Source organism: Intestinimonas massiliensis (ex Afouda et al. 2020) (assembly GCF_001244995.1).
GTDB lineage: Bacteria > Bacillota > Clostridia > Oscillospirales > Oscillospiraceae > Intestinimonas > Intestinimonas massiliensis.
In genome coordinates this window covers 288,280-313,614 of sequence record NZ_LN869528.1, presented here as the reverse complement: position 1 = coordinate 313,614, position 25,335 = coordinate 288,280, and the positions used below count along the sequence as shown (strand labels likewise).

The 25,335-nt window shown below is 63.3% G+C and carries 23 protein-coding genes; 10 read left to right on the top strand and 13 right to left on the bottom strand.

Features of this window, described 5'->3' with window-relative positions; translation table 11 throughout:
- Positions 1–73: 73 nt before the first annotated feature.
- From BN2154_RS01730 to BN2154_RS01685, 10 genes are all read right to left on the bottom strand, one after another.
- A complete protein-coding gene (locus BN2154_RS01730) occupies positions 74–1,183 on the bottom strand; it encodes an AI-2E family transporter (protein ID WP_050617150.1) in 1,110 nt (369 codons plus the stop codon).
- 87 nt (positions 1,184–1,270) lie between these two features.
- Positions 1,271–2,113, bottom strand: a complete 843-nt coding sequence (locus BN2154_RS01725) for a prephenate dehydrogenase (protein ID WP_050617149.1) — start codon at positions 2,111–2,113, stop codon at positions 1,271–1,273.
- Position 2,114: 1 nt separating this feature from the next.
- Positions 2,115–3,131 carry a 3-deoxy-7-phosphoheptulonate synthase gene (aroF, locus tag BN2154_RS01720; protein ID WP_050617148.1) on the bottom strand — a complete coding sequence of 339 codons (1,017 nt, stop codon included), beginning with the start codon at positions 3,129–3,131 and terminating at the stop codon, positions 2,115–2,117.
- Between the two features lie 288 nt (positions 3,132–3,419).
- Positions 3,420–5,147: a phospho-sugar mutase gene (locus BN2154_RS01715; RefSeq protein WP_050617147.1), complete on the bottom strand. Its 1,728-nt coding sequence runs from the start codon at positions 5,145–5,147 to the stop codon at positions 3,420–3,422.
- Positions 5,148–5,191: 44 nt separating this feature from the next.
- Positions 5,192–5,587 (bottom strand): hypothetical protein, encoded by a 396-nt coding sequence (locus tag BN2154_RS01710; RefSeq protein ID WP_050617146.1) that lies wholly within the window; start codon positions 5,585–5,587, stop codon positions 5,192–5,194.
- A 1-nt stretch (position 5,588) separates the two neighbouring features.
- Positions 5,589–5,777, bottom strand: a complete 189-nt coding sequence (locus BN2154_RS01705) for a hypothetical protein (protein WP_050617145.1) — start codon at positions 5,775–5,777, stop codon at positions 5,589–5,591.
- A 9-nt stretch (positions 5,778–5,786) separates the two neighbouring features.
- Entirely contained in the window at positions 5,787–6,269 is a 483-nt protein-coding gene (rlmH, locus tag BN2154_RS01700) for a 23S rRNA (pseudouridine(1915)-N(3))-methyltransferase RlmH (protein ID WP_050617144.1), read from the bottom strand.
- A gap of 10 nt (positions 6,270–6,279) precedes the next feature.
- Positions 6,280–7,074: an MBL fold metallo-hydrolase gene (locus tag BN2154_RS01695; protein WP_238074151.1), complete on the bottom strand. Its 795-nt coding sequence runs from the start codon at positions 7,072–7,074 to the stop codon at positions 6,280–6,282.
- Positions 7,075–7,153: 79 nt separating this feature from the next.
- Positions 7,154–8,449, bottom strand: coding sequence for a UDP-N-acetylglucosamine 1-carboxyvinyltransferase (locus tag BN2154_RS01690; protein ID WP_050617143.1), 1,296 nt, complete (start codon positions 8,447–8,449; stop codon positions 7,154–7,156).
- Positions 8,450–8,765: 316 nt separating this feature from the next.
- Entirely contained in the window at positions 8,766–9,263 is a 498-nt protein-coding gene (locus BN2154_RS01685) for an adaptor protein MecA (protein WP_050617142.1), read from the bottom strand.
- Between the two features lie 180 nt (positions 9,264–9,443).
- Between BN2154_RS01685 and BN2154_RS01680 the strand changes: the two genes are divergently transcribed.
- The 6 genes from BN2154_RS01680 (at position 9,444) to BN2154_RS01655 (ending at position 16,950) form a co-directional block, all read left to right on the top strand.
- Positions 9,444–9,980, top strand: coding sequence for an NUDIX domain-containing protein (locus BN2154_RS01680; protein WP_050617141.1), 537 nt, complete (start codon positions 9,444–9,446; stop codon positions 9,978–9,980).
- A gap of 19 nt (positions 9,981–9,999) precedes the next feature.
- Entirely contained in the window at positions 10,000–10,707 is a 708-nt protein-coding gene (locus tag BN2154_RS01675; RefSeq protein ID WP_050617140.1) for a response regulator, read from the top strand.
- Between the two features lie 294 nt (positions 10,708–11,001).
- Positions 11,002–12,807, top strand: a complete 1,806-nt coding sequence (locus tag BN2154_RS01670) for an ATP-binding protein (RefSeq protein ID WP_050617139.1) — start codon at positions 11,002–11,004, stop codon at positions 12,805–12,807.
- Positions 12,797–14,161 carry a hypothetical protein gene (locus tag BN2154_RS01665; RefSeq protein WP_050617138.1) on the top strand — a complete coding sequence of 455 codons (1,365 nt, stop codon included), beginning with the start codon at positions 12,797–12,799 and terminating at the stop codon, positions 14,159–14,161. The genes BN2154_RS01670 and BN2154_RS01665 overlap by 11 nt, the downstream gene beginning before the upstream one ends.
- Before the next feature lie 65 nt (positions 14,162–14,226).
- Positions 14,227–15,000, top strand: a complete 774-nt coding sequence (locus BN2154_RS01660) for a hypothetical protein (RefSeq protein WP_050617137.1) — start codon at positions 14,227–14,229, stop codon at positions 14,998–15,000.
- 234 nt (positions 15,001–15,234) lie between these two features.
- Positions 15,235–16,950 (top strand): sigma 54-interacting transcriptional regulator, encoded by a 1,716-nt coding sequence (locus BN2154_RS01655; RefSeq protein ID WP_050617136.1) that lies wholly within the window; start codon positions 15,235–15,237, stop codon positions 16,948–16,950.
- Here the strand turns inward: BN2154_RS01655 and BN2154_RS15980 are convergent.
- Positions 16,937–17,125, bottom strand: a complete 189-nt coding sequence (locus BN2154_RS15980) for a hypothetical protein (protein WP_195892293.1) — start codon at positions 17,123–17,125, stop codon at positions 16,937–16,939. The two genes, BN2154_RS01655 and BN2154_RS15980, sit on opposite strands and share 14 nt — an antisense overlap.
- 85 nt (positions 17,126–17,210) lie before the next feature.
- Here BN2154_RS15980 and BN2154_RS01650 point away from each other — a divergent pair, with 85 nt between their 5' ends.
- The 4 genes from BN2154_RS01650 (at position 17,211) to BN2154_RS01635 (ending at position 22,177) form a co-directional block, all read left to right on the top strand.
- The gene (locus tag BN2154_RS01650) at positions 17,211–18,353 is read left to right on the top strand and encodes an acyl-CoA dehydrogenase family protein (RefSeq protein WP_050617135.1); all 1,143 of its coding nucleotides are present in this window, start codon (positions 17,211–17,213) and stop codon (positions 18,351–18,353) included.
- 36 nt (positions 18,354–18,389) lie between these two features.
- Positions 18,390–19,691 carry an acetyl-CoA hydrolase/transferase family protein gene (locus BN2154_RS01645; RefSeq protein ID WP_050617134.1) on the top strand — a complete coding sequence of 434 codons (1,302 nt, stop codon included), beginning with the start codon at positions 18,390–18,392 and terminating at the stop codon, positions 19,689–19,691.
- A gap of 32 nt (positions 19,692–19,723) precedes the next feature.
- Complete coding sequence (locus tag BN2154_RS01640; protein WP_050617133.1) at positions 19,724–20,518, top strand: DUF169 domain-containing protein; 795 nt, start codon at positions 19,724–19,726, stop codon at positions 20,516–20,518.
- A gap of 366 nt (positions 20,519–20,884) precedes the next feature.
- Positions 20,885–22,177 carry a permease family protein gene (locus tag BN2154_RS01635; RefSeq protein WP_195892292.1) on the top strand — a complete coding sequence of 431 codons (1,293 nt, stop codon included), beginning with the start codon at positions 20,885–20,887 and terminating at the stop codon, positions 22,175–22,177.
- A 380-nt stretch (positions 22,178–22,557) separates the two neighbouring features.
- On the opposite strand, the gene BN2154_RS01630 is transcribed toward BN2154_RS01635, so the two are convergent.
- A complete protein-coding gene (locus tag BN2154_RS01630; RefSeq protein WP_050617131.1) occupies positions 22,558–23,886 on the bottom strand; it encodes a sodium-dependent transporter in 1,329 nt (442 codons plus the stop codon).
- 50 nt (positions 23,887–23,936) lie between these two features.
- Entirely contained in the window at positions 23,937–25,325 is a 1,389-nt protein-coding gene (locus BN2154_RS01625) for a tryptophanase (RefSeq protein ID WP_050617130.1), read from the bottom strand.
- Positions 25,326–25,335 lie beyond the last annotated feature (10 nt).

Below are 25,335 nucleotides of genomic sequence, written 5' to 3'. Positions count from 1 at the left end.
CAGAAAAACTTTAGAATTTGCGAAAGGGCGCCCGGCGCGGAAGAAACTCCGCATCGGGCGCCCGAGCGTTGGGTCACATGCCGTCCAGCCGTCTGCGCACGTCCTGCCGCAGCAGGGTGTAGAGAATGGAGGCCACCGGGACGCTGAGGAGCATTCCCAGGAAGGAGAACAGCCCGCCGCCGATGGTGACGGCGGCCAGCACCCAGATCCCGGGCAGGCCCAGGGAGGTGCCCACCACCCGGGGATAGATGACGTTGCCCTCGAACTGCTGGAGACAGACCAGGAAAAGGAGAAAGATGACGGCCTTCATGGGATCAATCATGGCCAGCAGCAGGGCGGAGGTGAAGGCCCCCACATAAGCGCCCACAATAGGCACCAGGGCGGACACGCCGATGAGCACGGCAATCAGAAGGGGGTAGTCCAGCCGCAGGAGGACCATGCCCGCGAAGGTGAGTCCGCCCAGGATACAGGCCTCGGTGATCTGGCCGGTGACGAATTTGCTGAAGGTGCCCGCCGTCAGGGCGGTGACCTCCAGCACCATCCGGCAGACCTTGGGCGGCGTATAGGCCCGCAGCACCCGGCGGCACTGGGCCAACAGGCGGTCCTTCCCCGAGAGCATGTAGATAGAAAAGACCAGGGCCAGCACGCCGGTGACCACGATGGACACCAGATTGCTGGTGAGACTGACGAGCTGCGGCACGGCGTTGGACAGGGCGGCGAGGGCGCTGTTAAACAGGTCCCGGAGCACCTGGTCCAGCCGGGACAGGTCCAGCTCCTCCAGGTGGAGCCAGGCCGTGAGGTCGTTGATCCAGACCTGGGCCTGCCCCACATAGCCCTCCAGATTGGAGGCAAAGCGCCCGATGCTGCCCACAAGCTGGGGCAGCACAAAGGAAAAGACGGCTGCCACCACGCCGAAGAGCAGCAGGTAGGACAGAGTCACCGCCAGCGGGATAACGGCCTTTTTCAGAGCGGTCCCCGCCAGCAGACGGTCCAGGTGGCAGCGGAAAAAGGCGCAGGGCTTGGTGAGCACAAAGGCGATGGCCAGGCCGATGAACAGGGGGCGGCACACCGTGAGCACGCTGGCCACAGCACCCCACAGCACGTCAAATTTGACGATGACCAGGATGAGCAGCACGGTGAAGGTAATGAGCAGCAGAAGGCTTCGAAAAAGCTTTTTATCCATCCAGATACTCCCATTTCAATGATGTAAGACCACTATATCATCTCCCGCCGGTCCAAGTCAAGGAAGGGAAGATTAAGAATCTCTGATTTATTCCAGATTCATGTGCCGTTTGCGGTCGGCTGACCAGGCCAGCTTGGCGGCCAGAGCCTGGGTGTCACCGCTTTCGATGACCTCCCGGTAGGCGCGCAGGTTGTCCTCCAGGGTGCGGATGACGGTGCACAGGGCGGGGGCGTTCATGGAAAAGAGCTCGGTCCAGAGGGGGACGTCCAGGGCGGCCACCCGGGTGCAGTCCCGGAAGGAGCCGCCCTCGAAGCCCTTACAGTCGAACAGGTCCGGGTCGTCGCATACCGCCACGGCCATGATGTGCATGACCTGACTGGTGTAGGCGATGATGGCGTCGTGCTTTTGGGTGGTGGTGTTCACCACGTCCCGGCAGCCGATGTGCCTGGCGATGCGCTCCAGCAGGGCCACATGGGATGGGCAGCTCCGGGGCCCGGGGGTGATGATGTAGTGGGCCCCCCGGAACAGAGCGCCGTCGGCGTGGAAGATGCCGGAGGTCTCCCTGCCTGCCATGGGGTGGCCGCCGATGAAGTCCACAGCCTCCGGCAGTACCGCCGCGCCCTCTACGATGGCGGTCTTGATGCCGCACACGTCGGTGACCAGGGCCCCGGGCTTGAAGCGGTCCCGGTTGGCCTCCAGGAAGCGGACGATGCCCCGGGGGTGGAGACACAGGTAGACGACGTCGGCCTGGGACAGCACGGCCGGGGCGTCGTCGGTCAGCCGGTCAGCCACCCCATGGGCGGCGGCGAAGGCCAAGGTGTCCGGGTCCTGGTCCACCCCCACCAGCTCATAGTCCTCAAAGCCCCTCAGGGCCATGGCCATGGACCCGCCGATGAGGCCCAGCCCGATGATGGCGATCTGTCTTTTCATCTCACAGGCTCCGGCCCACGCAGGCCGCCACCGTAGCCAGCTTGCTCATCAGGCCGCCGAAATCCGCGGGGGTGATGGACTGGGCCCCGTCGCACAGGGCGTTTTTGGGGTCGTTGTGGACCTCGATGATAAGGCCGTCGGCCCCGGCCGCCACGGCCGCCAGGCTCATACGCTCCACCATCCACGCCTGGCCGCAGGCGTGGGAGGGGTCCACCACCACCGGCAGGTGGGACAGCTTCTTCACCGCCAGCACGGCGGACAGGTCCAGGGTGTTGCGGGTGAAGGTCTCAAACGTGCGGATGCCGCGCTCACACAGGATGACCTGATGGTTGCCGCCGGCCATGATGTATTCGGCGGACATGAGCCACTCCTCAATGGTGGAGGACAGGCCCCGCTTGAGGAGGATGGGCTTGGTGGTGTGGCCGAGCTGCTTGAGCAGGTCGAAGTTCTGCATGTTCCGGGCCCCCACCTGGATCACATCCACGCACATCTCAAACATCTCGATGTTGTCGGTGGACATGATCTCGGTGACGATGGGCAGGCCGGTGACGGCCTTGGCCTCCTGGAGCAGACGGATGCCGTCGTTGCCCATGCCCTGAAAAGAGTAGGGGGAGGTGCGGGGCTTGAAGGCGCCGCCCCGCAGGGCGGCGGCTCCGCTCTTCTGCACGGCCTCGGCCACCTCCACGATCTGGGCCTCGGACTCTACCGAGCAGGGCCCGGCGATGACGGCCAGCTTTTCGCCGCCGATGGCGGCGCCGTTGCCCAGGTCGATGACCGTGTCGTCGGGGTGGTACTTACGGTTGGCCTTCTTGTAGGGCTCGGTGACCCGCATGACCCGCTCCACGCCGGGGAGCAGGGCGATCTTCTCCTGGTCGATGCCGGCGGCGTTGCCCTCGGCGCCCAGGATGGTGGTCTCGGCGCCCTTGGACACCATCACCTGGACCCCGCCGGCCTCCATGGTCTGGATGGCCTCCTGAAGCTGTTCGGCGGTAAAATCCCGTTTCATAATGACGACCATAATGTGACAGATCCTTTCTCAGATAAAATGAAACCGCGGCGGCCCACTGGGCCGCCGCGGCAGGATACGAATGCTCCTATCGTGGACGTCCGGTCATGGGCAGCAGAAATTGCCGTTACCGAAAAAATCGTAACGGTAATAGGAGCCGTAATACACATGACCGGAGAACGAACGCATGAGAACACTTCCTTCTGGCTCACGACTTTAGCACTTTTTGCTGTTAAAGTCAAGAGGTTTTTTCAAGAAAATGTCCCCCGGCGAAAAGCTTCGCCGGGGGAGCGGGCCAGGTCAGCGCTTCAGGGTCTCCGCCCAGGCGGCGTACTTGGCCACCGTCGCGTCGCAGACTGCCTTGCTTGCGCCCTGGGCCAGGATATAGACCTTGACCTTGGGCTCGGTGCCGGAGGGGCGGACCACCAGGTCGGTGCCGTCGGCGAGCTTGTACTTGAGCACGTTGGAGCCCTTGAGCTCCATCTCCTTCACGGTACCGGCGGCCACGTCGGTCTGGGTGCCGTCGCTGTAGTCCTTCCGGAGGACCACCGCCGTCCCGGCGATCTCGGTAAGGGGACGGGCGCGCAGATCCTGCATCAGCGTGGCCATCTTTTTCAGGCCGTCCAGGCCGGGCATCACCAGATTGAGGGTCTTTTCCCCGTACCAGCCGTACTTTTCATAGAGGCCCATCATGGCGTCGTACAGGGTCATACCCTGGCCATAGTACCAGGCCGCCATCTCGGTGCATACCAGGGCGGCGGTGACGGCGTCCTTGTCCCGGACGTAGTCGCCCATCATATAGCCGTAGGACTCCTCATAGGAGAAGAGAACCTTGCCTTCGCCGCTTTGTTCCAGGGCATTTTTCTTTTCGGCCATAAACTTGAAGCCGGTGAAGGTGTCGAACATCTGGACGCCGTTCACCTCGGCCACCTTACGGGCCATCTCGGTGGTGACGATGGTCTTGAGGGCGGCGGCGTTGGCGGGCAGGGTGCCCGCCCGCTTCTTGGCGGTGATGAGGTAGTCCAGCAGCAGCACGCCGGTCTGGTTGCCGGACAGGGGGACGAACCGGCCCTCCCGGTTGCGGACCATCAGGCCCACCCGGTCGGCGTCGGGGTCGGAGCCCAGGATGAAATCAGCCCCCTCCCGGTCGGCCAGCGCCACCGCCAGATGAAAGCCCTCGGGATTCTCCGGGTTGGGGGAGGCCACAGTGGGGAAGTCCCCGTCGATGACCATCTGCTCGGGCACGCAGAGCACGTGCTTCATGCCCAGGCGGCGCAGCACCTCGGGGATGAGGCGGTAGCCGGTGCCGTGGAAGGGAGTGTATACCATCTTGAAGGTGTCGGCCACCCGCTCCACGGCGCTCTGGTCGTTGACCTGCCCCATGACGTGGGCCAGAAAGGCCTCGTCGGTCTCGGCGCCCATCCGGGTGATGCGGCCCTCGGCCATGGCCTGCTCAAAGTCGGCCAGCTTCGGGCTGGCGAACAGGTCGAGCTCGGCCATTTTTTGGGCGATGGCGTCGGCGTGGCGGGGGGGAAGCTGGGCCCCGTCCTCCCAGTAGACCTTATAGCCGTTGTACTCCTTGGGGTTGTGGCTGGCGGTGACATTGATGCCGGCGATGCAGCCGTATTCCCGGATGGCGAAAGAGAGCTCCGGGGTGGGGCGCAGGGATTCGAAGATGCGAACGGGGATGCCGTTGCCCGCCATGACGCGGGCGGCCTCCCGGGCAAACTCGTCGGAGTGGTGGCGGCAGTCGAAGCAGATGGCCACGCCCTTCCGGGCGCTCTCCGGCCCCTCGGCCAGGATGACCTCGGCAAAGGCCTGGGTGGCGTGGCGGATGACGTGGACGTTCATCTGGTGCAGGCCCACGCACATGGTGCCCCGCAGCCCGGCGGTGCCGAACTCCAGAGGGGCAAAAAAGCGGCTTTCGATCTCCTTTTCATCTCCGGCGATGGCCTGGAGCTCGGCCTTCTCGGCCTGGCTGAGGGCGGGGCTGTTCAGCCAATTCAGATAAGTCTCCTTGTAGGACATGACATCTCCTCCTTATATGAATGATTCTGCGGCGGAAATCGCCGCTATTCGTCGTGCAGCAACAGGGCCCGGGCCTCGGATTCCCGGCTTTTGGGGACGTAAAGGTCCACTCCATAGCCGGAAAAGCCCAGATAGACCTTGCCTAGGCCGCCTCCCTCGGGGTAGCGGGTGAGCACCGGGATGCCGGCCGCCTGAAACCGGGCCTGCACCACGGTCTGCACCGAAGGAAAATCCGCCAGATTGGACAGGCGGACGGCCTCCTCCGGTTCCCCGTGGGGCCCTAGGGGCCAAGGGACCTCGTCCGGATGGTGGATGGAGAAGGACCAGCCGCCCTCCTCGGGGGGCATGGCCTCCGGGTCCACCTCCTGGAGCAGCGCACCGCCGCAGACGGGACAGGTCAGGCCGTCGCATTCCCTCTCACAGCGTTCACAGTAGCCCATCTCACTCACCGGCCTCTCGGGCTTCCCGCCGCAGCGCGCGGATGGCCAGGAAGCGGAACAGGAGCATGGCGGCCAGACTCAGCAGGGCGGGGGTGATGCTGACGTCGAACAGGGCGGTCAGCAGGCCCAGCAGGGCCCCGGCCGCCGCGCTGATGCGCATCAGCAGGACAAACAGATTTTTGCGGTCCATAGCGTCACCTCATTTATGATAATTGGAGCCCTCGTTGATCTTGAAGGCCCGGTAGACCTGCTCCAGCAGCATGACCCGGGCCAGGTGGTGGGGGAAGGTCATGGGGGACATGGACAGACGCAGCCCGGCCTCCGCCTTGATGGAGGGATGGAGGCCGAAGGAGCCGCCAATGAGAAACACCAGGTGGCTCTCGCCCCGGTTCATCCAGTCGGTGAACAGCCCGGCCAGCTCCTCGCTGGAACGAGGCTTCCCCTCCACGCACAGGGCGACGAGGCCGCACCGGGGGGGCAGCTTGGCCCGGATGGCGTCGGCCTCCCGGGCCAGGGCGGCGTCGATCTGGGCCTGGGATGGGTCCTTGGGCAGCCGCTCCTCGGGGAGCTCCACAAGGGACAGCTTGCAGTAGGCCGACAGCCGCTTGGCGTATTCTGCCGCGGCCTGGGTATAAAACGGCTCCTTCAGCTTTCCCACGCACAGAAGGGTGATATTCAGCATGGCGGACCTCCTATGCGGTGCAGCACAGCCCGGGCTCGGCCCGGGGGGCCACGCTCAGCCGCAGGTCCCGGTCGGGGTCCGCCCCCATGGCGGAGAGAGCTAGGGCCACTGCGTTCCGGGCGCGGGCGGGGGTGTTGTTTTCGGCGGACAGGTGGGCCAGAATGACGGTGCGGGCGCCGGCCCGGACGGCTGTGCAGGCCAGGGCGGCCCCCGCCTCGTTGGACAGGTGGCCGTGGTCACCCAGGATGCGCCGCTTGAGGGAGTAGGGGTAGGGGCCGGACTTGACCCAATCCACGTCGTGGTTGGATTCCACCACCAGAAGATCCGCTCCGGCCACGCCGGCGAGGACCGCTTCGGTGACCACCCCCAGGTCGGTGACCACGGCGGCCTTCCGGCTGCCGTCCGAGACGGCGTAGCCCATGGGTTCCGCCGCGTCGTGGAGGGTGGGGAAGGTCTCCACCGCCAGACCGCCCACGGTGAAGGCCCCGCCGGGGGCGCAGGTGTGGAGCACATCCTCCAGGGCGGCGATGCGGTAGCACAGATGCCGTCCGGTGCCGGGGCTGGCGTAGACCGGCAGCCGGAACTGCTTGGTCAGGGTGGCCAGACCGGCGATGTGGTCGGTATGCTCGTGGGTGACCAGCACCCCCGACAGGGCGGAGGGGTCCACCCCCAGGTCCCGGAGGGACCGGCAGATACGCCGGCAGGAGATGCCCGCGTCCACGAGCAGGTGGGTCTCTCCGGCGGAGAGCAGCAGGCAGTTGCCGGAGGAGCCGCTGGCCAGGGTGGTGAGTGTCAGCAAGATCATCGCTCCTATGTATCGAAATCAAACAGGAAGGGCGGCGGCAACCTGCCGCCGCCCTAAAATCGTCGTGATGCGGTGGGACTCAGCCCACGTCGGCCTGGGCCTTGTCCGCGTCGGGGGTGATGACCACGCGGATGTCGGCCCCCACGCCGGAGAGCTTGCGGACGATGTCCTCATAGCCCCGCTCAATATAGTAGACGTGGTCGATCTCGGTGACGCCCTGAGCGGCCAGTCCGGCGATGACCATGGCCGCGCCGGCCCGCAGGTCGCAGGCCTGCATGGGCGCGCCGGTGAGCTTGTCCACACCCTCGATGACGGCCACCTTGCCGTCCACCTGGATCTGGGCCCCCATGCGGCGGATCTCGTCCACATAGCGGTAGCGGTTGTCCCACACGCCCTCGGTGACCACGCTGGTCCCCTGGGCCAGGCAGAGCACCACGGAGATCTGGGGCTGCATGTCGGTGGGGAAGCCGGGGTAGGGCAGGGTCTTGATGTTGGCGCGGTAGAGGGGCCCGGTCCGGCGCACCAGCACCGCGTCGTCCTCCTCCTCCACCTCCACGCCCATCTCCACCAGCTTGGCGGTAATGCAGTCCAGGTGCTTGGGAATGACGTTTTTGATGCGGACCTCGCCGCCGGCGGCGGCCACGGCGGCCATATAGGTGCCGGCCTCGATCTGGTCGGGGATGATGGAGTAGGAGCCCCCCCGCAGGCCGGGGACGCCCCGGACCTTGATGACGTCGGTGCCGGCTCCCATGATGTCGGCTCCCATGGAGTTGAGGAAGTTGGCCAGATCCACGATGTGGGGCTCCTTGGCGGCGTTTTCGATGATGGTGAGCCCCTCGGCCAGGGTGGCGGCCAGCATGATGTTCATGGTGGCGCCCACCGACACCACGTCCAGATAGATCTGGGCGCCGGTCAGCCGCCGACCGCCGGAGGAGGCGTGGACATAGCCCCCCTTGACCTCCACGTCGGCCCCCATGGCCACAAAGCCCTTGATGTGCTGGTCGATGGGCCGGTCGCCCAGATGGCAGCCGCCGGGCAGCGGGACCTCCGCCGCGCCGAAGCGGCCCAGCAGGGCCCCGATCAGGTAGTAGGAGGCCCGGATTTTCCGAGCCATGTCCAGCCGCACCTGTTCATTGTGGATGCGGGTACAGTCGATGTCCACGGTGGTACGGTCCACCGTGCGGACGTCGGCGCCCAGCTCCTGTAAGATTTTCAAAATCGAGGTCACATCGCTGATCTGGGGAATGTTCTCGATCCGGCAGGTGCCGTTTACCAGCAGAGCTGCCGGGATAATGGCCACGGCGGCATTTTTGGCGCCGCTGATGTCGATCGCACCATGCAGCGGTTTCCCGCCGCGAATCACATATTTTGTCAAGTCCGCACCCTCTTTTATCCTCCCGCCCGGGCGGCGGTGAGACCGCCCGCGCTATCAGGGGCCGGACGATCCAGATCCGGCCCCGATCCCTGTATACTGCGGCCAGGGCTTGCCGCCCAGCCGTTCCAATCGTCATATCATGGATGAGAGCCCCGGAAAAACGCCGCCGGTCGGCCCTATCATCCAATGATATTATAGCATCACTAGTATGCAAAATCAAAAGAAATTTTACGCAAATGTTACAGCGAAATTTTTTGACAAAACTTGCACAATAACGATGCCCCAAAAGGGGGAGGATCAAACCAAAACGGGCATTTTAATCGGGAAAATAGCGGTGGAGGGTGGCCAGGGCCTGACGGGGGAGGATGAGGCGGGCGTGCTCGGTCAGCCGGGCGTCCAGGAAGGGAGCCTGCTCCGCCTCCGCGCCGAACTCGGACAGGCGGCAGGCGGTCTGCTCCTCCCCGGCGGGGAGGGACAGCCAGTAGCGCCCCTCCCAGAAGAACAGGGCGGCCTCCTCGGGGCAGACGGCCCAGAGGGCGCGGGCGGCGGCCAGCAGCCCCTCCAGGTCGGGAAAGGCAAGCCAGATCCGAGGCGGCTCGCTCCGGCGGGCAAAGACCAGCACCCCGCAGGCGTCGGGATAGGCTTCGATCTCCAGGGGCCCCTCCGCCGGCAGGCCGGCACGGAGAAAGGCGTCCCGGGTCAGGGTGAGGGCCAGCTCCCGGGTCAGGCTTTCGGGGGTGAGGCCGTGCTCTTTCAGGTCGGCGGGGGTGAGGTACAGCGCAACGCTGGCGGCGCCGATGGGCTGGATGGTCATGTGAGGTTCCTCCTTGCGCTCCGCGGGGCGGATACTGTCCCCATTATAAGGGGTGCGCCGGGACATGGATAGCTGTAATGATTGGGGAAAACGGTGAAAAGTACCCGGCACGGCCGGGTATTGGCAGGCTGACCCAACTGTGGTATACTAAAATCACTGATGTGAATAGGAGCTGGCAACATGGAGCTATATGAAAAGACGGTATCCAGCGAGGAAAAATTCAAGGGCGTCATCGTGGACGTGCGGTTGGACCGGATCGAGCTGCCCAACGGCCGGCCGGCCACCCGGGAAGTGGTGTCCCATCCCGGCGGGGTGGCCATCCTGCCTCTCCACGACGACGGTACCGTGACGGTGGTGCGGCAGTTCCGCTACCCCTTCGGCCGGGTCATCACCGAGCTGCCCGCCGGCAAGCTGGAGCGGGGGGAGGACCACCGGGTGTGCGCGCTGCGGGAGCTGGAGGAGGAGACGGGCTATACCCCGGCCACGCTGACCTATATGGGGGCGCTGCTCTCCTCACCGGGCTTTACCGATGAGGTGCTCCATATGTACCTGGCCCGAGGGCTGAAGCCGGGCGAGTGTCATCCAGACGAGGACGAGTTCCTGGAGCGGGACCGGGTGCCCTTGGGGGAGCTGGTGAAGGAGGTCATGGACGGGACCATCCAGGACGCCAAGACGGTGGCCGCCGTCCTCAAGGCCAAGGTTCTGCTGGATCTGTAACGGGAAGAAGGGAGCGGTCATGGCAAAGACGATCTTGATTGTCGAGGATGAAAAGAACATTGTGGATATCCTCAGCTTTAATCTGGGGCGGGAGGGATATGCCACGCTGGAGGCCTATGACGGGGAGGCGGGGCTCCAACTGGCGCTGGAGCAGGACCCGGACCTGATCCTGCTGGATCTGATGCTGCCTAAGATGAACGGCTTTGATGTGTGCCGGTCCATCCGGGAGCACGGCCGGGCCACCCCGATCATCATGCTCACCGCCCGGGAGGAAGAGACCGACAAGGTTCTGGGCCTGGAGTTGGGGGCCGACGACTATATCACCAAGCCCTTTTCCATGCGGGAGCTGCTGGCCCGGGTGAAGGCCAATATCCGCCGGGTGGGGATGCTCACGGACCCGGCCCAGATCCGGCCCTCTGCGGCCAGCCGCCTGGAGCAGGGGCGTATCGCCATTGACACGGAACTGCTCATGGCCTACAAAGACGGAGCGCCCCTGGAGCTGACCCAGCGGGAGTACGAGCTGCTGAAATTCCTGGCCTCCAACCCGGGGAAGGTGTTCTCCCGGGAGGCCCTGATGGAGAACGTGTGGAATTACGAGGGCTATGTGGGCGACGTGCGGGCCGTGGACGTGGCCATCCGCCGCCTGCGGGAAAAGGTGGAGGACGACCCCGCCAGCCCGCAATTCGTAGTGACCCGGCGGGGGCTGGGGTACCTGTTCAACGCCTGAGCCGGTATCGTCCTCCACGTGGGCCCCATCAAAGATGGGGCGGCGCGTGAGCGCCGTGCAAGCGTTTTGCAGCCGGCAAAACCTTGGCGCAGGGGCAATTCATTTGCCCCAAGCGTTTGAAAAGGGCGGGGACCCCGTGCGGCAGCGCCCCATGGGGCGGAGGACGACCCCGCCAGCCCGCAATTCGTAGTGACCCGGCGGGGGCTGGGGTACCTGTTCAACGCCTGAGCCGGCAAAAGACTTTGGGCCCCGTGCGGCAGCGCCGCATGAGGCGGAGAAGGGGGCACTTGCCCGATGTTTCGTTCGCTGCATATGAAGCTGGTGCTCATCATGGTGCTGCTTATCCTGTCGCTGATGACGGTGGTGGGGGCTTTTTTGATGAACTCCGTGGTGCGCTTCTATCTGGACGACTTCTACGTCCAGATGCAGGATGTGTTCGGGGATCAGGTCTTCCTGGACGATCTGCAGACCCCCACCCAGGACGAGCTGGAGGGGCGCGTCGAGCCGGTGGACATGCTCAAACAGGTCCTCAATTCTAATATGGGTCCTCTGGGCATCGACAACCGTACCCGCTATTACTATATCCTGGACAGTGCCACCGGCGCCTACCTGACCAGCTCCGACGATGCCGACACCCTGCGGGAAAAGACCCCCAACATCACCCATGTGGTCAACGCGCTGGCCCAGGGCGAGCTGACCGAGGTGGGCAGCGACAGCGACATCACGGCTTCCTACATGGACCTGGCGGTCCCCGTCCGGCGGGGGGACAGCAGCTATATCATCTACATCTACGACTCCCGCCAGACCATCTCCGAGCTGAATGCATCCCTGTTCACCATCATCGTGGAGGCCCTGGTGTTCGGTCTGATCATTTCGGTGCTGCTCTCCTTTCTGCTGGCCAAGACCATGACCACCCCCATTGAACGGCTCACCGACGGCGTAAAGCGGGTGGCCTCCGGCAACTTCTCCCGGAAGATCGAGGTGGGCTCCCGGGACGAGATCGGCATCCTCACCGGCAACTTCAACCACATGGCCCGGAAGCTCCAGGACACCATACAGGAGGCGGAGAACGAGCGCAACAAGCTGGATACCCTGTTCCTCCACATGACCGACGGCGTGGTGGCCTTCTCCCGGCTGGGGCTGGTCATCCACAAGAACCCGGCGGCCGAGGAGATGCTGGGCCGCCCCATCGGTGAGCAGACGGCCTACGGCGCGCTGTTTGGGGACATTGCCTCTCTGGAGCAGGTGCTGGCCCTGGAACAGCCGGCCTACCTGTCCGGCGAGCGGGAGGCGGCCGGGCGGACCCTGGAGCTGCTGCTGGCTCCCTTTGACGGGGAGCGGCAGGAGGGGGGCGTTATGGTGGTCATCCATGACGTCACCGAGCAGCGCAAGACCGAGGAGCTGCGCCGGGAATTCGTGGCCAACGTGTCCCATGAGCTGCGCACCCCTCTCACCAACATCCGCTCCTACGCCGAGACCCTGGCCGACAACGCCGGGGATCTGCCTCCGGAGACCGAGAAGAACTTCCTGGGGGTCATTCTCAATGAATCCGACCGTATGACCCACATCGTGCAGGATCTGCTCACCCTGTCCCGGTTCGATTCAGGCCGGAGCGAGTTCAAGCTGGCCCGGTTCTCCTTCGAGGGGGCCATCCGGGATATGTATCACGCCGTGCTCATGGAGGCCCAGCGCCACGGGCATACCGTAGCGCTGGAGCTGGAGCCCAACCTTCCCGGCATCGTGGGGGACCGGGAGCGCATCCTGCAGGTCATGATGAACGTCGTCTCCAACGCCATCAAGTACACCCCCGACGGGGGGGCGATCGGCATCTCCGCCGGCCGGGCGGGAGAGAAGGTGTGGATGGAGGTGTCCGACAACGGCATCGGTATCCCACCGGAGGACCGCTCCCGCATTTTTGAGCGGTTTTACCGGGTGGACAAGGCCCGCTCCCGGGAGTCGGGCGGCACGGGCCTGGGCCTCTCCATCGCCAAGGAGATCGTGGACCGGCATCAGGGGAGCATTGCGCTGGTGGACCGGCCCGGCCCCGGGCTGACCCTCCGCATCGAGCTGCCCGTGGAGGGTCCCGGCCATGAACAGTAAGGGAATGCGCCGGCTGGTGGAGGCGGGGAAAAGCCTGCTGATCCTGCTGCTGGCTCTTTCGGCGGTCTACCTGCTGGGCCGCACCCAGTTTTTGGCTGAGGCCTCCGGCGCGGGCCAGGGCTGGGTGTCCGGGCTGGTGGGGTTCTTCGGCGGCGACCGGGACAGCCTGATCGGGCGGCCCATGGAGGGCGGCCAGGCCGCGGTGGTCCGCCCTGTCCGCATGGCAGTGTCCAACGAGCGGGGGCGGTACGGCGGCCAGTACGATACCGGCCTGGTGGACGAGCTCTACAGCAAGATGCCCAACCTGCTGGCCGACGCTCTGACCGGCGCGGGCGAGCCGCGGCAGGTCTCCGAGCAGCGCTGGCGGGAGGCTCTGACGGACGCCGCGCCCAGCGTATATCTGGACCTGCTGGGGCAGGTGCCTCTTCCGGTCCTGGCCGCCTCGGTGGGCGGCGGGCCCTCCGGTACGGATCTGGAGGCCCCAGTCCGTCGCCTGCTGCTCACCGCCGGCCAGGGCGGAGAGGCAGTTCTGTATTATATCAATGAGCGGGATGGCTCGTATTATGCCTGCGATCTCTCCACCGGCCGGGACCTGGCCGCGCGGCTGGCCGACGCCGTGGAGGAGTATTCGCCCAACGGGGTGCTCTTTGCCTTTGAGGACCCCCGGCAGTATGGGGGGCTGGCCCCCTACACCATGGTCAAGCAAGACGATACCCCCGCTCCGGCGGCCTATCTGTGCGCCAACCCCGTGCCCATCTACGATACGGACGAGGTGGACGGCCTGCTGCGGGACCTGTCCTTCCACCCCCAGGCCAGCCAGACGGTCCGCACCTCCAATGTTCTCTCCGTCCGGGAGGGCAGCGGGGATTCCCTGCGGCTCTATGACACCGGCGTGGCGATTTACCACGCCGCCACGGCGGAGGATTCCCGGTTCCCTGTCCCCGGGGAGGGGGAGGTGCGCTCGGAGCTGGAGCTGGTGGAGGCGGCCTGGTCTCTGGTGGAGCGGGCCACGGCCGGCCGCCGGGGGGAGGCACGGCTGTATCTGATCGGCCGGGACAGCGGGGAGGAAGACGTCACGCTCTACTTCGGCTATCAGCTCAGCGGAGCCGACGTAGTGGTCCGCCAGGAGGGCTATGCCGCCAAGGTGACCATTCGTCAGGACAGCGTGGTGGATTTTACCCTGCAACTGCGGACCTACCGGGCGGCCTCCGAGGCTGCGGCCCCGGTGCTGCCGGTGACCCAGGCCGCAGCCGCCATGCGGGCCCTGGGCGTGGAGGGCTCGGAGCTGGTCCTCAGCTACCTGGATACGGGGAGCAGCAGCGATACCGTCTCTGCCCAGTGGGTGGCCCGCTGAACGGCGCCATAGGAAGGAGGTGAGGGGCCCTGGAGTGGTCCAAGATCAAAAACATCATCATTCTCATGCTCCTGGGGGTCAACCTCTTTCTGCTGGTACTGGTGGCCGGGCGGGAGGCCCGCAGCGCCCAGTACCTGGAGCGCGCCCGGGACGAGGCGGTGTCCATTCTGGAGAAGAATGGAATCGCCATGACGGCAGCCCTGCCCCGGGAGATGACGCTGACCGCCATGACGGTGACCCGGGATGCCGCAGCCGAGCAGGCGCAGGCTGCCGGGTTGCTGGGGGAGGCCGCCGCCGCGGAGGACGGGGCGGGCTCCTACCGGGGGGAAAAGGGGACGGCCCGATTCTCCGCGGACGGCACCTTTTCCGTCTCTCTGAACGCCGGAGCCTATCCCCAGGGCGGAGAGCTGCCGGGCCGGTTTGGACTGGCCTGCCTGCGGAAGATGGGCTTTGAGGGGGAGGCCTCGGAGTACGACGAGGCCAGCGGGACCCTGACGGTCCGGCAGACCTGGCAGGACGCTCCGGTCTTTTCCTGCGTGGCCACCCTCACCTATGAGGATGGGGAGCTGCGGGGCATCCAGGGCGCCCGGCTGACCGGCACACCGTCGGCGGAGGCCGGTGAGACTCCGTTGACGGTCGCCACGGTGCTGCTGCGCTTCCTGGCCTATCTGAAGGACACCGGCGTCATCTGCCGGGAGATCCGGAGCATGACGGCGGGCTATACCCTGTCCACCGTGCAGATCAACCCCGTCTACATGGCGCCCGCCTGGTACATTGTCACCGATATCCAGAGCTATTATATGGATGCCGTCACCGGTGTGGTGACGGTGGCGGGATGAACGTTCTGTTCGGAACAGGCTGCCCGGAGCAAGGCTCCGGGCAGCCTGTCTGTTTTGCCGCCCTTTTTGAAAAGGCGCTTGTAAAAGAGTGCCAAAACATATATTATAAAAGTAGGAATTGTATGTTTAATTTGTGAGGGGGCGGCGAAAGCAGTTTGGTTTGGCATCCGGTTTGCATAGCTATAGGGAGAAGTACATGTTGCCCGAGCAGAGAAAGAGAAGAAAGGAGGCCGTATGGGAGACAGAGTTTGTGAGCCGATCACCAGACGGGAAGAAGTCTACCAAAGTGCGCTGGACACCATCTATTGCGCCATTATTATTCTGGATCAGGCTGGAAAGATCCTTTATGTCAATGAGTCTGCACGGAAAATGGTGGAGGGGTCCTCTGTGGTGTTCGAGGAGCTTTTGGAGTGCCTTGGACAGGAGGTAGACCTGGTGCGCGGCTCGGGGCGCTACCAAATAGACGTGGGTCCGGCCAGGATCGTGTGCAGGGTGAACCCCAGATATCTGTCCGGAGAGCGCCATGGCAGCACCATCGTGCTCCACCAATCCAAGCATTCCGAGTGTGTCATGCAGGAAATGGACGTAGTGAGCAGTATCTTCGAGGAGCTCAACGTCTGTCTGGAGTCCTCCCACGACGGGATCATGGTATCGGACGGCATGGGGAACGTGATCCGGCTCAACGCCGCGCTGGAGAAGCTGATAGGAGTCAAGCGCCGGGATATCCTGGGCCGGAACGTGGCCGATCTGGTGCAGGAGGGCGTGTATGAGTCCTCTGCCATCCTCCAGGTCATTGAGACCGGGAAGACGGCTACCGTGGTCATCGACCACAACGGCAGGCAATTGCTGATCACCGGCTCGCCGGTCTATAATGCCAACAGCGCCATGACGGCTGTGGTGGCCAACATCCGGGACATGTCCGAGCTGAACGACCTGCGCCAAAAGCTGGAGCAGCAGCAGATGATTGCTGAGAAATACAGCAAGGAGCTGGCCCATATCGCCCGGCAGCAGAGCGCGCAGACCAGCTTTGTGGCCTGCAGCCGGGAGATGAAGACCATCCTGGCCACCATCCATTCCATCTCTGAGGTGGACTCCACCGTCCTCATCTCGGGAGAGTCGGGCACCGGCAAGGAGATGGTCGTCAATGAGATCTATGCCTCCAGCATGCGCAGCTACCGCCCCATCATCAAGGTAAACTGCGGTGCCATCCCGCCCGCCCTGTTTGAGTCGGAGCTGTTTGGCTATGAGGACGGCGCCTTTACCGGGGCGCGCCGCAAGGGCAAGCCCGGATTTTTTGAACTGGCCCACATGGGCACGCTGTTTCTGGACGAGGTGGGGGAGCTCCCGCTGGAGATGCAGGTCAAGCTGCTGCGGGTGCTGCAGGAGGGAGAGATCATCCGCATCGGCGGATCAAAGCCCATCAGTGTGGACGTGCGGATCATCGCGGCCACCAACCGGGATCTGTGGGAGATGACCGAAGAGGGCACCTTCCGGCAGGATCTGTACTACCGGCTGAACGTCATCAACATCGAGGTGCCCCCTCTGCGCCAGCGGCGGGACGACATCATTCCGCTGGTCATGCATATGCTGGAGCGCTTCAACCAGAAATACGGCAAGCACAAGGAGATCCCCATCGAGCTGGGCAAGGTGCTGCGGGAGCTGCCCTGGCGGGGGAATGTGCGGGAGCTGGAAAATCTGATTGAAAACCTGGTGGTCCTCTGCCCGGAGGACGTGCTGACGCCGGAGCATTTGCCGGTGCGGTACCAACGCGGCCAGAACCCGGCGTCCCAGGTGGAGATTCGGGGGATTCTGCCCATGAAGGATATGGTGCGCCGGGCGGAGCGGCAGCTCATCGCCAACGCCCAGGCCCAGTATTCCTCCATGCAGGAGGTGGCAAAGGCCCTGGGGGTGGACGTATCCACCATATCCCGAAAACTCAGCCGGAATTGATCCCCCAAAAGCATTGCATTTTTGCAAAAACCCCTGCAAAAATGCAAAGACCTTGCAAATACTTCGCCATAAGAACATTTTGAAGGAAAAGGCAGCCGCCCGGCCGTGCATTTTTGCACAGCCGGGCGGCTTCTTGCTGGGCAAAAATGCAGCAAATCCATGGATTTTTAACCATTTTAAAATTGGCACGCTGGTTGCTTTATATACTGCCAGAACACCAAACCCGGCCCGACAGAGAAACAGAAAGGAAGGATACCAATATGAACTTTACCCTGAACGAAAACCAACTGGCCATCCAATCCACGGTCAAGGCGTTTGCCGAAAAGGAATTGGCCAAGGACATCCTGGTGCGGGATGCCGCCGCCGAATTCCCCCACGACCTGTATGCCAAGATGGGGGAGATGGGCCTGATCGGCCTGCCCTATCCCAAGGAGTACGGCGGCCAGGGCGAGGATTACCTGTCCTATATCCTGGCGGTGGAGGAGGTCTCCAAGGTAGATGGAGCCATGGGCATCTCCTACTCGGTCTCCACCTCCCTGTACGGCGGTTCCCTGACCAACTCCCAGGCCACCGAGGAGCAGCTTCGCCGCTTCCTCACGCCGGTGGCCTCTGGCAAGAGCCTGGGCTCCTTTGCGCTGACCGAGCCCACTGCGGGCTCCGACGTGGCGGGCGCCCGCACTTTGGCGGTCCGGGACGGCGACGATTACGTCATCAACGGCTCCAAGTGCTTCATCACCAACGGGCCGCTGTCCGACTACTTCGCCGTGTATGCCCTTACCGACAAAGAGGCGGGACCCAAGAGCATGGCCTGCTTTGTGGTGGAGAAGGGGACCCCCGGCTTTGTCATCGGTACCCGCCACAATACCATGGGCCTGCGCAGTGCCATGGTCTGCGAGCTCTATTTCACAGATTGCCGCGTGCCCGTGGCCAACATGATCGCCGCGCCGGGCAAGGGCTTCGGTCTGGCCATGAAGACCCTGGACGGCGGCCGCATCGGCGTGGGCGCGCAGGGCCTGGGTATCGCCGAGGGGGCCTGGGAGATCGCCCGCAAGTATCTGATGGAGCGGCAACAGTTTGGCAAGCCTCTGTGCAAGCAGCAGACCATCGCCTTCAAGATGGCCGAGCTGGCCATTGAGATCGAGCAGGCCAAGTACATGGTCTACAAAGCCGCCCTGGAGAAGGGAGAGGGCCAGCCCTACTCCATCTCCGCCGCCAAGGCCAAATACTGCGGCACCAACGCCGCCATGCACGTCACCACCGAGGCGGTCCAGCTTCTGGGCGGCAACGGCTATATGAAGGAGTTCCACGTGGAACGCATGATGCGTGACGCCAAGATCACCCAGATTTATGAGGGCACCAACGAGATCCAGAAGATGATCGTCAGCGGCACGCTGTTCAAGTAAGCGTGTAACGTACAGCCTGTAAAAGGAGATGAAATTATGAACGATTGGAAGGCGATGTACCAGGAGAAACGCAAGACGCCGGAGGAAGTCGCCAAGCTCTTCCACGCGGGGGACATCTGCCTGAGCAACGGACAGATCACGGAGCCCATCGCCATCCTGCACGCCCTGGCGGACCGGGCGGAGCGGGAGGGGCTGACGGGGATCCGGCACTACCTGCTGCTGCCCATGCGGAACCAGAAGTACATGGCGGCGGGAATGGAAGCCCACATCCGGCACGTCTCCCACTTCGTCAGCGGGTTTGACCGGGAGGCCATCTGGGAGGGGCGGTCTGATTACCTGCCCAGCCACTACAGCCAGGTGCCCGTACTGTGGAAGCAGGTGCTGGAGGGGCCGGACGTGTTCTACTGCACGGTCTCGCCCATGGACCGGCATGGGTACTTCAGTTGCGGCACCGCCGCCGATCTGAGCGAGATCCGCAAAAAGGCCGGGCGCCTGTTTCTGGAGGTCAATCCCACCATGCCGCGCACCTTCGGCAGCCACATCCACATCTCGGAAGTGGATGCGCTGGTGGAAAGCGACCTGCCCATCACCGAGGTGCCCCCCGCCCCCATCAGCAAGGACGACCAGATCATCGGCGGCATGATCGCCCAGGAGATCTGCGACGGGGCCACCCTCCAACTGGGCATCGGGGGCATCCCCAACGCCGTGGCCCAGGCCCTGATGGACAAACGGGATCTGGGCATCCACAGCGAGATGTTCTGCGACAGCATCGTGGACCTGACCAACGCCGGGGTCATCACCAATGACCGCAAGAAGATCCACCGGGGCAAGACCATCGTCACGTTCACCTTCGGCGCGCGGAGCACCTATGACTTCATCGACGACAACCCGGGGGTGGAGTTCCTGCCTGTGGACTACGTCAACGACCCCTTCGTCATCGCGCAGAACGACAACGTCATCTCCATCAACTCCTGCATGGAGATCGACCTGTTCGGTCAGGTCTGCTCGGAGACCATCGGGCCGAAGAACTTCAGCGGGGCCGGCGGACAGGTGGACTTCATCCGTGGAGCCGCGGCGTCCAAGGGGGGCAAGTCCTTCCTGGCCTTCAAGTCCGCGGCCAGGAACGACACCATCTCCAAGATCAAGCCCGTCCTCACGGAGGGCTCCTGCGTCACCACCACCCGGAACGACGTGGATTACATCGTCACCGAGCAGGGTATGGTCCGCCTGAAGGGGCTGACCTGCTCCGAGCGCGCCAAGGCCCTCATCGGCATCGCACATCCCAACTTCCGCGAGGAACTCACCCGCGCCGCCCAGAAAATGCACCTCATCGTATGAGAATTATGACTGATTAAAAAGGAGAATGAATTATGTCTGAGATCTGCAAAACGCTGGATGCGTCCATTTCCAAGTATATCCGCCCCCTGACCTTCCCCGTGGCCGTCAAGTTTGTAAAGGAAGGGGAGGCCATTCCCGAGAAGGCCAAGGTGCCCACCAAAGCCCTGGGGTATCCCATCGCCATCTGCCAGGCTATGACCATTGCCCGTAAGTACGGCTGGACCCTGGCCATGTATAAGGAAGATCAGGCGTGCCCCCTGTCCCACGTGATTCTGGGGTATGCCGAAGAGCCCGATTTCATCAAGGGCGGCAGTGTCATCAAGCCTCTGTACGTGGATAACGACGAGGCGGCCGTCAAGACCCAGGCCAGCACGCCCAAGATGCCCACAGCCGATACCCACTGCATCGTGCTGGCGCCCCTGCACCTGGCCACCTTCGATCCCGACGTGGTGGTCTGCTACGGCAACTCCGCCCAGATCACCCGGTTTGTCCAGGGCGCGCTCTATAAGGTGGGTGGCTACATCGAGTCCCGGTTCGCGGGCCGCGGCGCCTGCGGCGGCGAGATTACCGTGCCCTACAGCCAGGACAAGTGCAATGTCATCGTTCCCGGCGGCGGCGAGCGGGTCTTTGCCCTCACCGGCGACGACGAATTGGCCTTTGCCATGCCGGCGAGCTGGATTGACCGGGTCATGGAGGGCCTGGAGGCCACTCATAAGGGCGGCGTGGCCCGGATTCCCACCCCTGCCGCCGGCGTGATGATGAAGCCGGCCTTCCCCAAGTATTACTGGGAGCTTGAGACTTACTGCGGCCTGAGAGAAAAGGGCTAAACCGCATTTGGAGCGGATTCTCCTCTTTGACGGAAGGTTGACCCTCCTGTCCGTCGGCGGCCCGGTCTGGACCCGGTCGAGGGAGGATTCCAACGGAGGCTTGACGCCCGCCCGGCAAAGGTGGGCAACGGGTGAGCAGCGGGGCTTACCTCCGCCGGGCGCGGCCCTCCGAATAAGTAAAAGAGGGAGAGGGTCACACTTCGTGTGAAGGATATGAAAGGAGATGAATCTGTGGCATATTATCGCATCGACGGACAGGAACAACCGCATATTAAGATGGGCATCTTCAAATTACGGATTCCATTTGTCCATTTCAAGCCGGAAATTCCGGAGCTTCTGCAGGGATTCTTATTGATCGCTATTCCGATGAGTTCCATCACCGCGCACCAGGAGATGCTGGGCATTCCTTTTGAACTTGCCATTATCATGGTCACCCTGAACAGCTTGCTGTACAATGTGCACGTCTGCCTGGGTGACCCGGTGTCAGCCGGGTGGATTACCCCGGCCATCCCTCTCATCGGCGCATGGGGCGTGGCAAATTTTGCCGCGGGCCCGGAGCGCATCCACGCCACCATTGCCCTGGGCCTTCTGATGGCGCTGATTTTCTTCGTCCTTGGCATCACGGGCCTGGGCAAAAAGGTCGTGCGTATCATCCCCAGCCCCCTGCGCATCGGCATCGTCTTGGGTGCCGGCGTGTCCTCGGTCATGAGTGTGGCGGGGACGCGGATGAAGGGCATAGAAATCGCGGTCCTTGGCGGTATGGCCATCGCATTCATTACCATGTTCGCCCCCTATTTCCTCCACCGGGTCCATACAAACAAGGGGCTGAAGCTCATCGCCAAGTTTGGGATGCTCCCGGGTCTGGTTGGTGCATGCATCATTGCTTATGCGACCAAGGCCGTGCCTCTGCCCACCTTTGACTTCAGCTTCATCGATCTCTCCCGCGTTCCCGAGCTCATTCAGAACTACACCATCTTTGGGCTGGGGTTCCCGCCCCTTTCGACCTTTGTCAAGGCCATCCCCATGGCCATCACCTGCTATATCATTGCCTTTGGCGACTTTGTCTTTGCCGAGGCGGTTATCAATGAAGCTGACGCAGTGCGCCAGGACGAGTTCCTTAACTACGACAGCAACCGCACCAATATCATCTGCGGTTTCCGCAACCTGTTGCTGGCCCTGGTGGCTCCTTACGGCGCGGTGCTGAGCGGTCCCCTCTGGGGCGCTACGCATATGTCCATCCTGGAGCGGTATAAGCACGGCCGGAAGGATATGGACAGTCTCTTTGGCGGACTATGGTCCATGAACTGCACGCTGATGATCGGCACCATATGGATGGGATTTGTCAGCCTGTTCAAGCCCTGTCTGCAGGTGGCCATGAGCGTTACGATGATGGTACAGGCGTGGGGCTGCTTCTATCTCTCCATTGAGATGTGCAAAACCAGACTGGAGATGTCCATTGCCGGCATTACTGCCATCTTCCTGGCGACCAAGGGCGCGACCTGGGGCCTGTGCGTCGGCCTGGGCCTGTGCCTCATCATGGGTGCATTCAAAAATGCGAAGTACGAAGAAGAGACAATGGGGACGGAGTCCCCCGAGGATGTTCTGACGGAAGAAGTCGTACCGGACGTGCTGGCCACCATAGCAGAGGAGGAACTCTAACGGCTTGCCGGTTCGGCGGTCATCTGATCCAAAATCGGCAGAAATGCTCCCACATGGGAGGTAAAAGGCGGGACCGTGATGCGGCGGACTTGGCGCGGTCAGCCGGTCCTGGTATGGATGGAGACCGGGAGGATATCTCCACCTGAGGCGGCCCGCATCAAAGGCTTCCATGTGGTTTCACCTCTGTGCTGAGGGCTTGCGGCGGGAGGATGTCCGGCAGGAGTGTGGGCGCCAGCAGTCCGGCCGGGTGAAGAGAGAGACCCAAGCAACCGCACAGACCATGTTCCGGCCTGTTGAGCTTGGCGGATCAACCGACAGAGGGGCCTCACCGTACGGTGAGGCCCCTCTGTCAGTTTGCGGATGCCGGCGGGAAAAGCGGCTCAGATCCCCCCTTTGGCGATGCCCAGGATGATGACGGCCAGCGTGACCAGGCAAAATACATACTTGCCCAGATAGGTCACCCACTGTCCAGGCCGCGAGGCCCGACCCTTGCCCATTTCCGAGCGGACAAAGTCGCCGCCCATGACCCAGAAGAGCAGTACCGCGGAGATCAATGCGCCGATGGGGATGATGTAGATGGAGACAGCGTCCATCCAGGCGCTGACCACGTCGCCGTTTTCAATAAAGACGCCGACGGCGGCCGCGGCACCGGTGACGATCAGGCTGGCCTTTACCCGCGAGAGCTGGAAGCGGTTTTGCAGGGCCTCAATGGGCGTTTCAAACAGGTTGACGATGGAGGTGAGGCCGGCAAAGAGGATGGCGATGAAGAAGATCACGGAAATCAGCCGCCCGCCCAGAATGCTCTGGAAGATGGCGGGCATGGTGATGAACATCAGGGGCGGCCCGGAGGAGGGGTCCAGTCCGAAGGCAAATACGGCGGGGATAACCACCATGGAGGCCAGGATGGCGGCGAGAGTGTCAAAAATGGCGATGCGTCGGGCGCAGACGATGCAGTCTTCCCCATCGTTCAGGTAGGAGCCGTATACCACTGTGCCGGAGCCGGCCAGGGACAGGGAGAAGAAGCACTGTCCCAGGGCATACACCCAGGTGTCGGCTTTGAGCAGGTATTCCCACTGGGGGATAAACAGATAGCGGTAGCCGTCGGCGGCGCCCGGAAGGAAAGCCACCCGGATGGCCATGATGAGGAAGAGAAGAAAAAACAGGGGCATCATAAACTTGTTGATGCGCTCGATTCCGCTGTTGATGCCGGCGATCATGACGACGAAGGTAATGGCCAGGGCCAGCATGTGCCAGCCGATGCTGCCAAAGTCGCCCACGATGGCGCCAAAGTAGGCGCCGGTATCACCGGACAGCATCGATCCGGTGACCGACCCGGCGGTATAGCGCAAGACCCACGCCATGACTACGGCATATCCGATGCCAATGGCCAGAGAGCCCGCCACGGGAATGATGCCGATGCTTTTCAGCGGCAGATTATGCCGGGTCAGGGCCTTGCGGAAGGTGCCCAAAGGGCCGGTCCGCCCCCAGCGGCCAAAGGCGATCTCGCCGGACACGCCGATCAGACCCAGGAACAGCGCGATGGTAAAATAGGCGACCAGGAACGCGCCGCCGCCGTATTTGGCGGCCCGGTAAGGAAAGGCCCAGACGTTGGCCATGCCCACGGCGGAGCCGATGCAGGCCAAGATGAATCCCCAGCGGTCGCCCCACTGTGCCCGGTTTGGGGCACTGGTCTTGCTTGCTTCTCCCATGAAAACACCTCATTCTTTCCCGTCTGATTTCTGGGGGGAGCTGGGGAGGATCATGCATCAATGGGGGCCAGCGTGGCCTGGAAGTGGCGCAGCACGTTTGGACCCCACACGATGCGGTAACCGTGCTGCAATTCCTCGCGCCGCTGCCAGACGTTGTGGATGGCCTCCACCGCCAGATCGAAATGGGACTGGGTGTAGACCCGGCGGGGGATGGCAAGACGGGTGAATTCGTTGATGGAACGCACCGCCTCCCCGGTGTCCGGGTCCGGGTCCATCATGTAGGAACCAATGTCGCAGGCACGGATGCCGCACTCCTTGTAGAGCTCCACGCTCAGGACCTGACCGGGGAACTCGTACCACGGGATCTGCGGATAGAACTTCTGGGCGTCCAGGAAGATGCCGTGTCCGCCGGCCGGCTTCTGATAGGGGATGCCCAGCTCATCCAGGCGGCCGCCGAGGTAGGCGATACTGCCCAGCCGGTAGGTCAGGTAGCTCTCGTCCATGCCCTCGTACAGGCCCACGGCAAGGCATTCCAGGTCGCGCCCGTTCAGGCCGCCGTATGTATAGAACCCCTCGAAGCTGATGCAGTTGGCCTTGATGCCGGGGATCAGGGGACTGTCCGGGTCCTTGATGCCGATGACACCTCCCATATTGACCAGCGTATCCTTTTTGGCGGACATGGTGAACATATCGGCGTAGCTGAAGCACTCCCGCACGATCTCCGGGATGCTTTTGTCGGCGTAACCCGCCTCCCGCTGCTTGATGAACATGGCGTTTTCTGCATAGCGGGCGGCGTCGATGCAGAGCGGGATGCCGTATTTTTGGCAGATCCGGGATACCTCCCGCAGGTTGGCCATGGAGACGGGCTGCCCGCCGGCCGAGTTATTGGTTAGGGTCATGACCACCAGCCCCACGTTTTCCGGGCCCTTTTCCAGGATGGTCTGCTCCATGAGCGCGGTGTCCATGTTTCCCTTGAAGGGGGCGACCAGCTCGGGGTGCTTGGCTTCCTCGCAGACGCACTCCAGCGCTCGGGCACCGGAGAGCACCACATGGCCGCGGGTGGTGTCAAAAAACAGGTTGGCCAGGGCGTAGGTTCCTGGGTGCAAAAGGTTGGGAAACAGGACCTTTTCGGCCGCCCGGCCCTGGTGTACCGGGCAGAAAAAGCCGTAGCCGAACACGTCCTGACAGGCTTGGATAAAACGGTAGTAGCTCTTCGCGCCGGCGTAGGCCTCGTCGCCCCGCAGGAGCCCCGACCACATCTCCGAACTCATGGCGTTGGTGCCGGAGTCCGTCAGGGTGTCGATGTAGACATCCTCCCCCTTCAGGCGGAACAGGTTGTAGTTCGCCTCCCGGATCTTGTCACAGCGCTCTTCTCGGGTCAGCATTTTGATGTTTTCCACCATTTTAATGCGGAACGGCTCGGGAATGTACTTGACCATGCTTGATACC

Bases quoted from the DNA above. Each gene is read 5' to 3' on its own strand.
- BN2154_RS01730 (WP_050617150.1), bottom strand. From the start codon at position 1,183: ATGGATAAAAAGCTTTTTCGAAGCCTTCTGCTGCTCATTACCTTCACC.
- BN2154_RS01725 (WP_050617149.1), bottom strand. From the start codon at position 2,113: ATGAAAAGACAGATCGCCATCATCGGGCTGGGCCTCATCGGCGGGTCC.
- aroF (WP_050617148.1), bottom strand. From the start codon at position 3,131: ATGGTCGTCATTATGAAACGGGATTTTACCGCCGAACAGCTTCAGGAG.
- BN2154_RS01715 (WP_050617147.1), bottom strand. From the start codon at position 5,147: ATGTCCTACAAGGAGACTTATCTGAATTGGCTGAACAGCCCCGCCCTC.
- BN2154_RS01710 (WP_050617146.1), bottom strand. From the start codon at position 5,587: ATGGGCTACTGTGAACGCTGTGAGAGGGAATGCGACGGCCTGACCTGT.
- BN2154_RS01705 (WP_050617145.1), bottom strand. From the start codon at position 5,777: ATGGACCGCAAAAATCTGTTTGTCCTGCTGATGCGCATCAGCGCGGCG.
- rlmH (WP_050617144.1), bottom strand. From the start codon at position 6,269: ATGCTGAATATCACCCTTCTGTGCGTGGGAAAGCTGAAGGAGCCGTTT.
- BN2154_RS01695 (WP_238074151.1), bottom strand. From the start codon at position 7,074: ATGATCTTGCTGACACTCACCACCCTGGCCAGCGGCTCCTCCGGCAAC.
- BN2154_RS01685 (WP_050617142.1), bottom strand. From the start codon at position 9,263: ATGACCATCCAGCCCATCGGCGCCGCCAGCGTTGCGCTGTACCTCACC.
- BN2154_RS01680 (WP_050617141.1), top strand. From the start codon at position 9,444: ATGGAGCTATATGAAAAGACGGTATCCAGCGAGGAAAAATTCAAGGGC.
- BN2154_RS01675 (WP_050617140.1), top strand. From the start codon at position 10,000: ATGGCAAAGACGATCTTGATTGTCGAGGATGAAAAGAACATTGTGGAT.
- BN2154_RS01670 (WP_050617139.1), top strand. From the start codon at position 11,002: ATGTTTCGTTCGCTGCATATGAAGCTGGTGCTCATCATGGTGCTGCTT.
- BN2154_RS01665 (WP_050617138.1), top strand. From the start codon at position 12,797: ATGAACAGTAAGGGAATGCGCCGGCTGGTGGAGGCGGGGAAAAGCCTG.
- BN2154_RS01660 (WP_050617137.1), top strand. From the start codon at position 14,227: ATGCTCCTGGGGGTCAACCTCTTTCTGCTGGTACTGGTGGCCGGGCGG.
- BN2154_RS01655 (WP_050617136.1), top strand. From the start codon at position 15,235: ATGGGAGACAGAGTTTGTGAGCCGATCACCAGACGGGAAGAAGTCTAC.
- BN2154_RS15980 (WP_195892293.1), bottom strand. From the start codon at position 17,125: ATGGTTAAAAATCCATGGATTTGCTGCATTTTTGCCCAGCAAGAAGCC.
- BN2154_RS01650 (WP_050617135.1), top strand. From the start codon at position 17,211: ATGAACTTTACCCTGAACGAAAACCAACTGGCCATCCAATCCACGGTC.
- BN2154_RS01645 (WP_050617134.1), top strand. From the start codon at position 18,390: ATGAACGATTGGAAGGCGATGTACCAGGAGAAACGCAAGACGCCGGAG.
- BN2154_RS01640 (WP_050617133.1), top strand. From the start codon at position 19,724: ATGTCTGAGATCTGCAAAACGCTGGATGCGTCCATTTCCAAGTATATC.
- BN2154_RS01635 (WP_195892292.1), top strand. From the start codon at position 20,885: ATGAGTTCCATCACCGCGCACCAGGAGATGCTGGGCATTCCTTTTGAA.
- BN2154_RS01630 (WP_050617131.1), bottom strand. From the start codon at position 23,886: ATGGGAGAAGCAAGCAAGACCAGTGCCCCAAACCGGGCACAGTGGGGC.
- BN2154_RS01625 (WP_050617130.1), bottom strand. From the start codon at position 25,325: ATGGTCAAGTACATTCCCGAGCCGTTCCGCATTAAAATGGTGGAAAAC.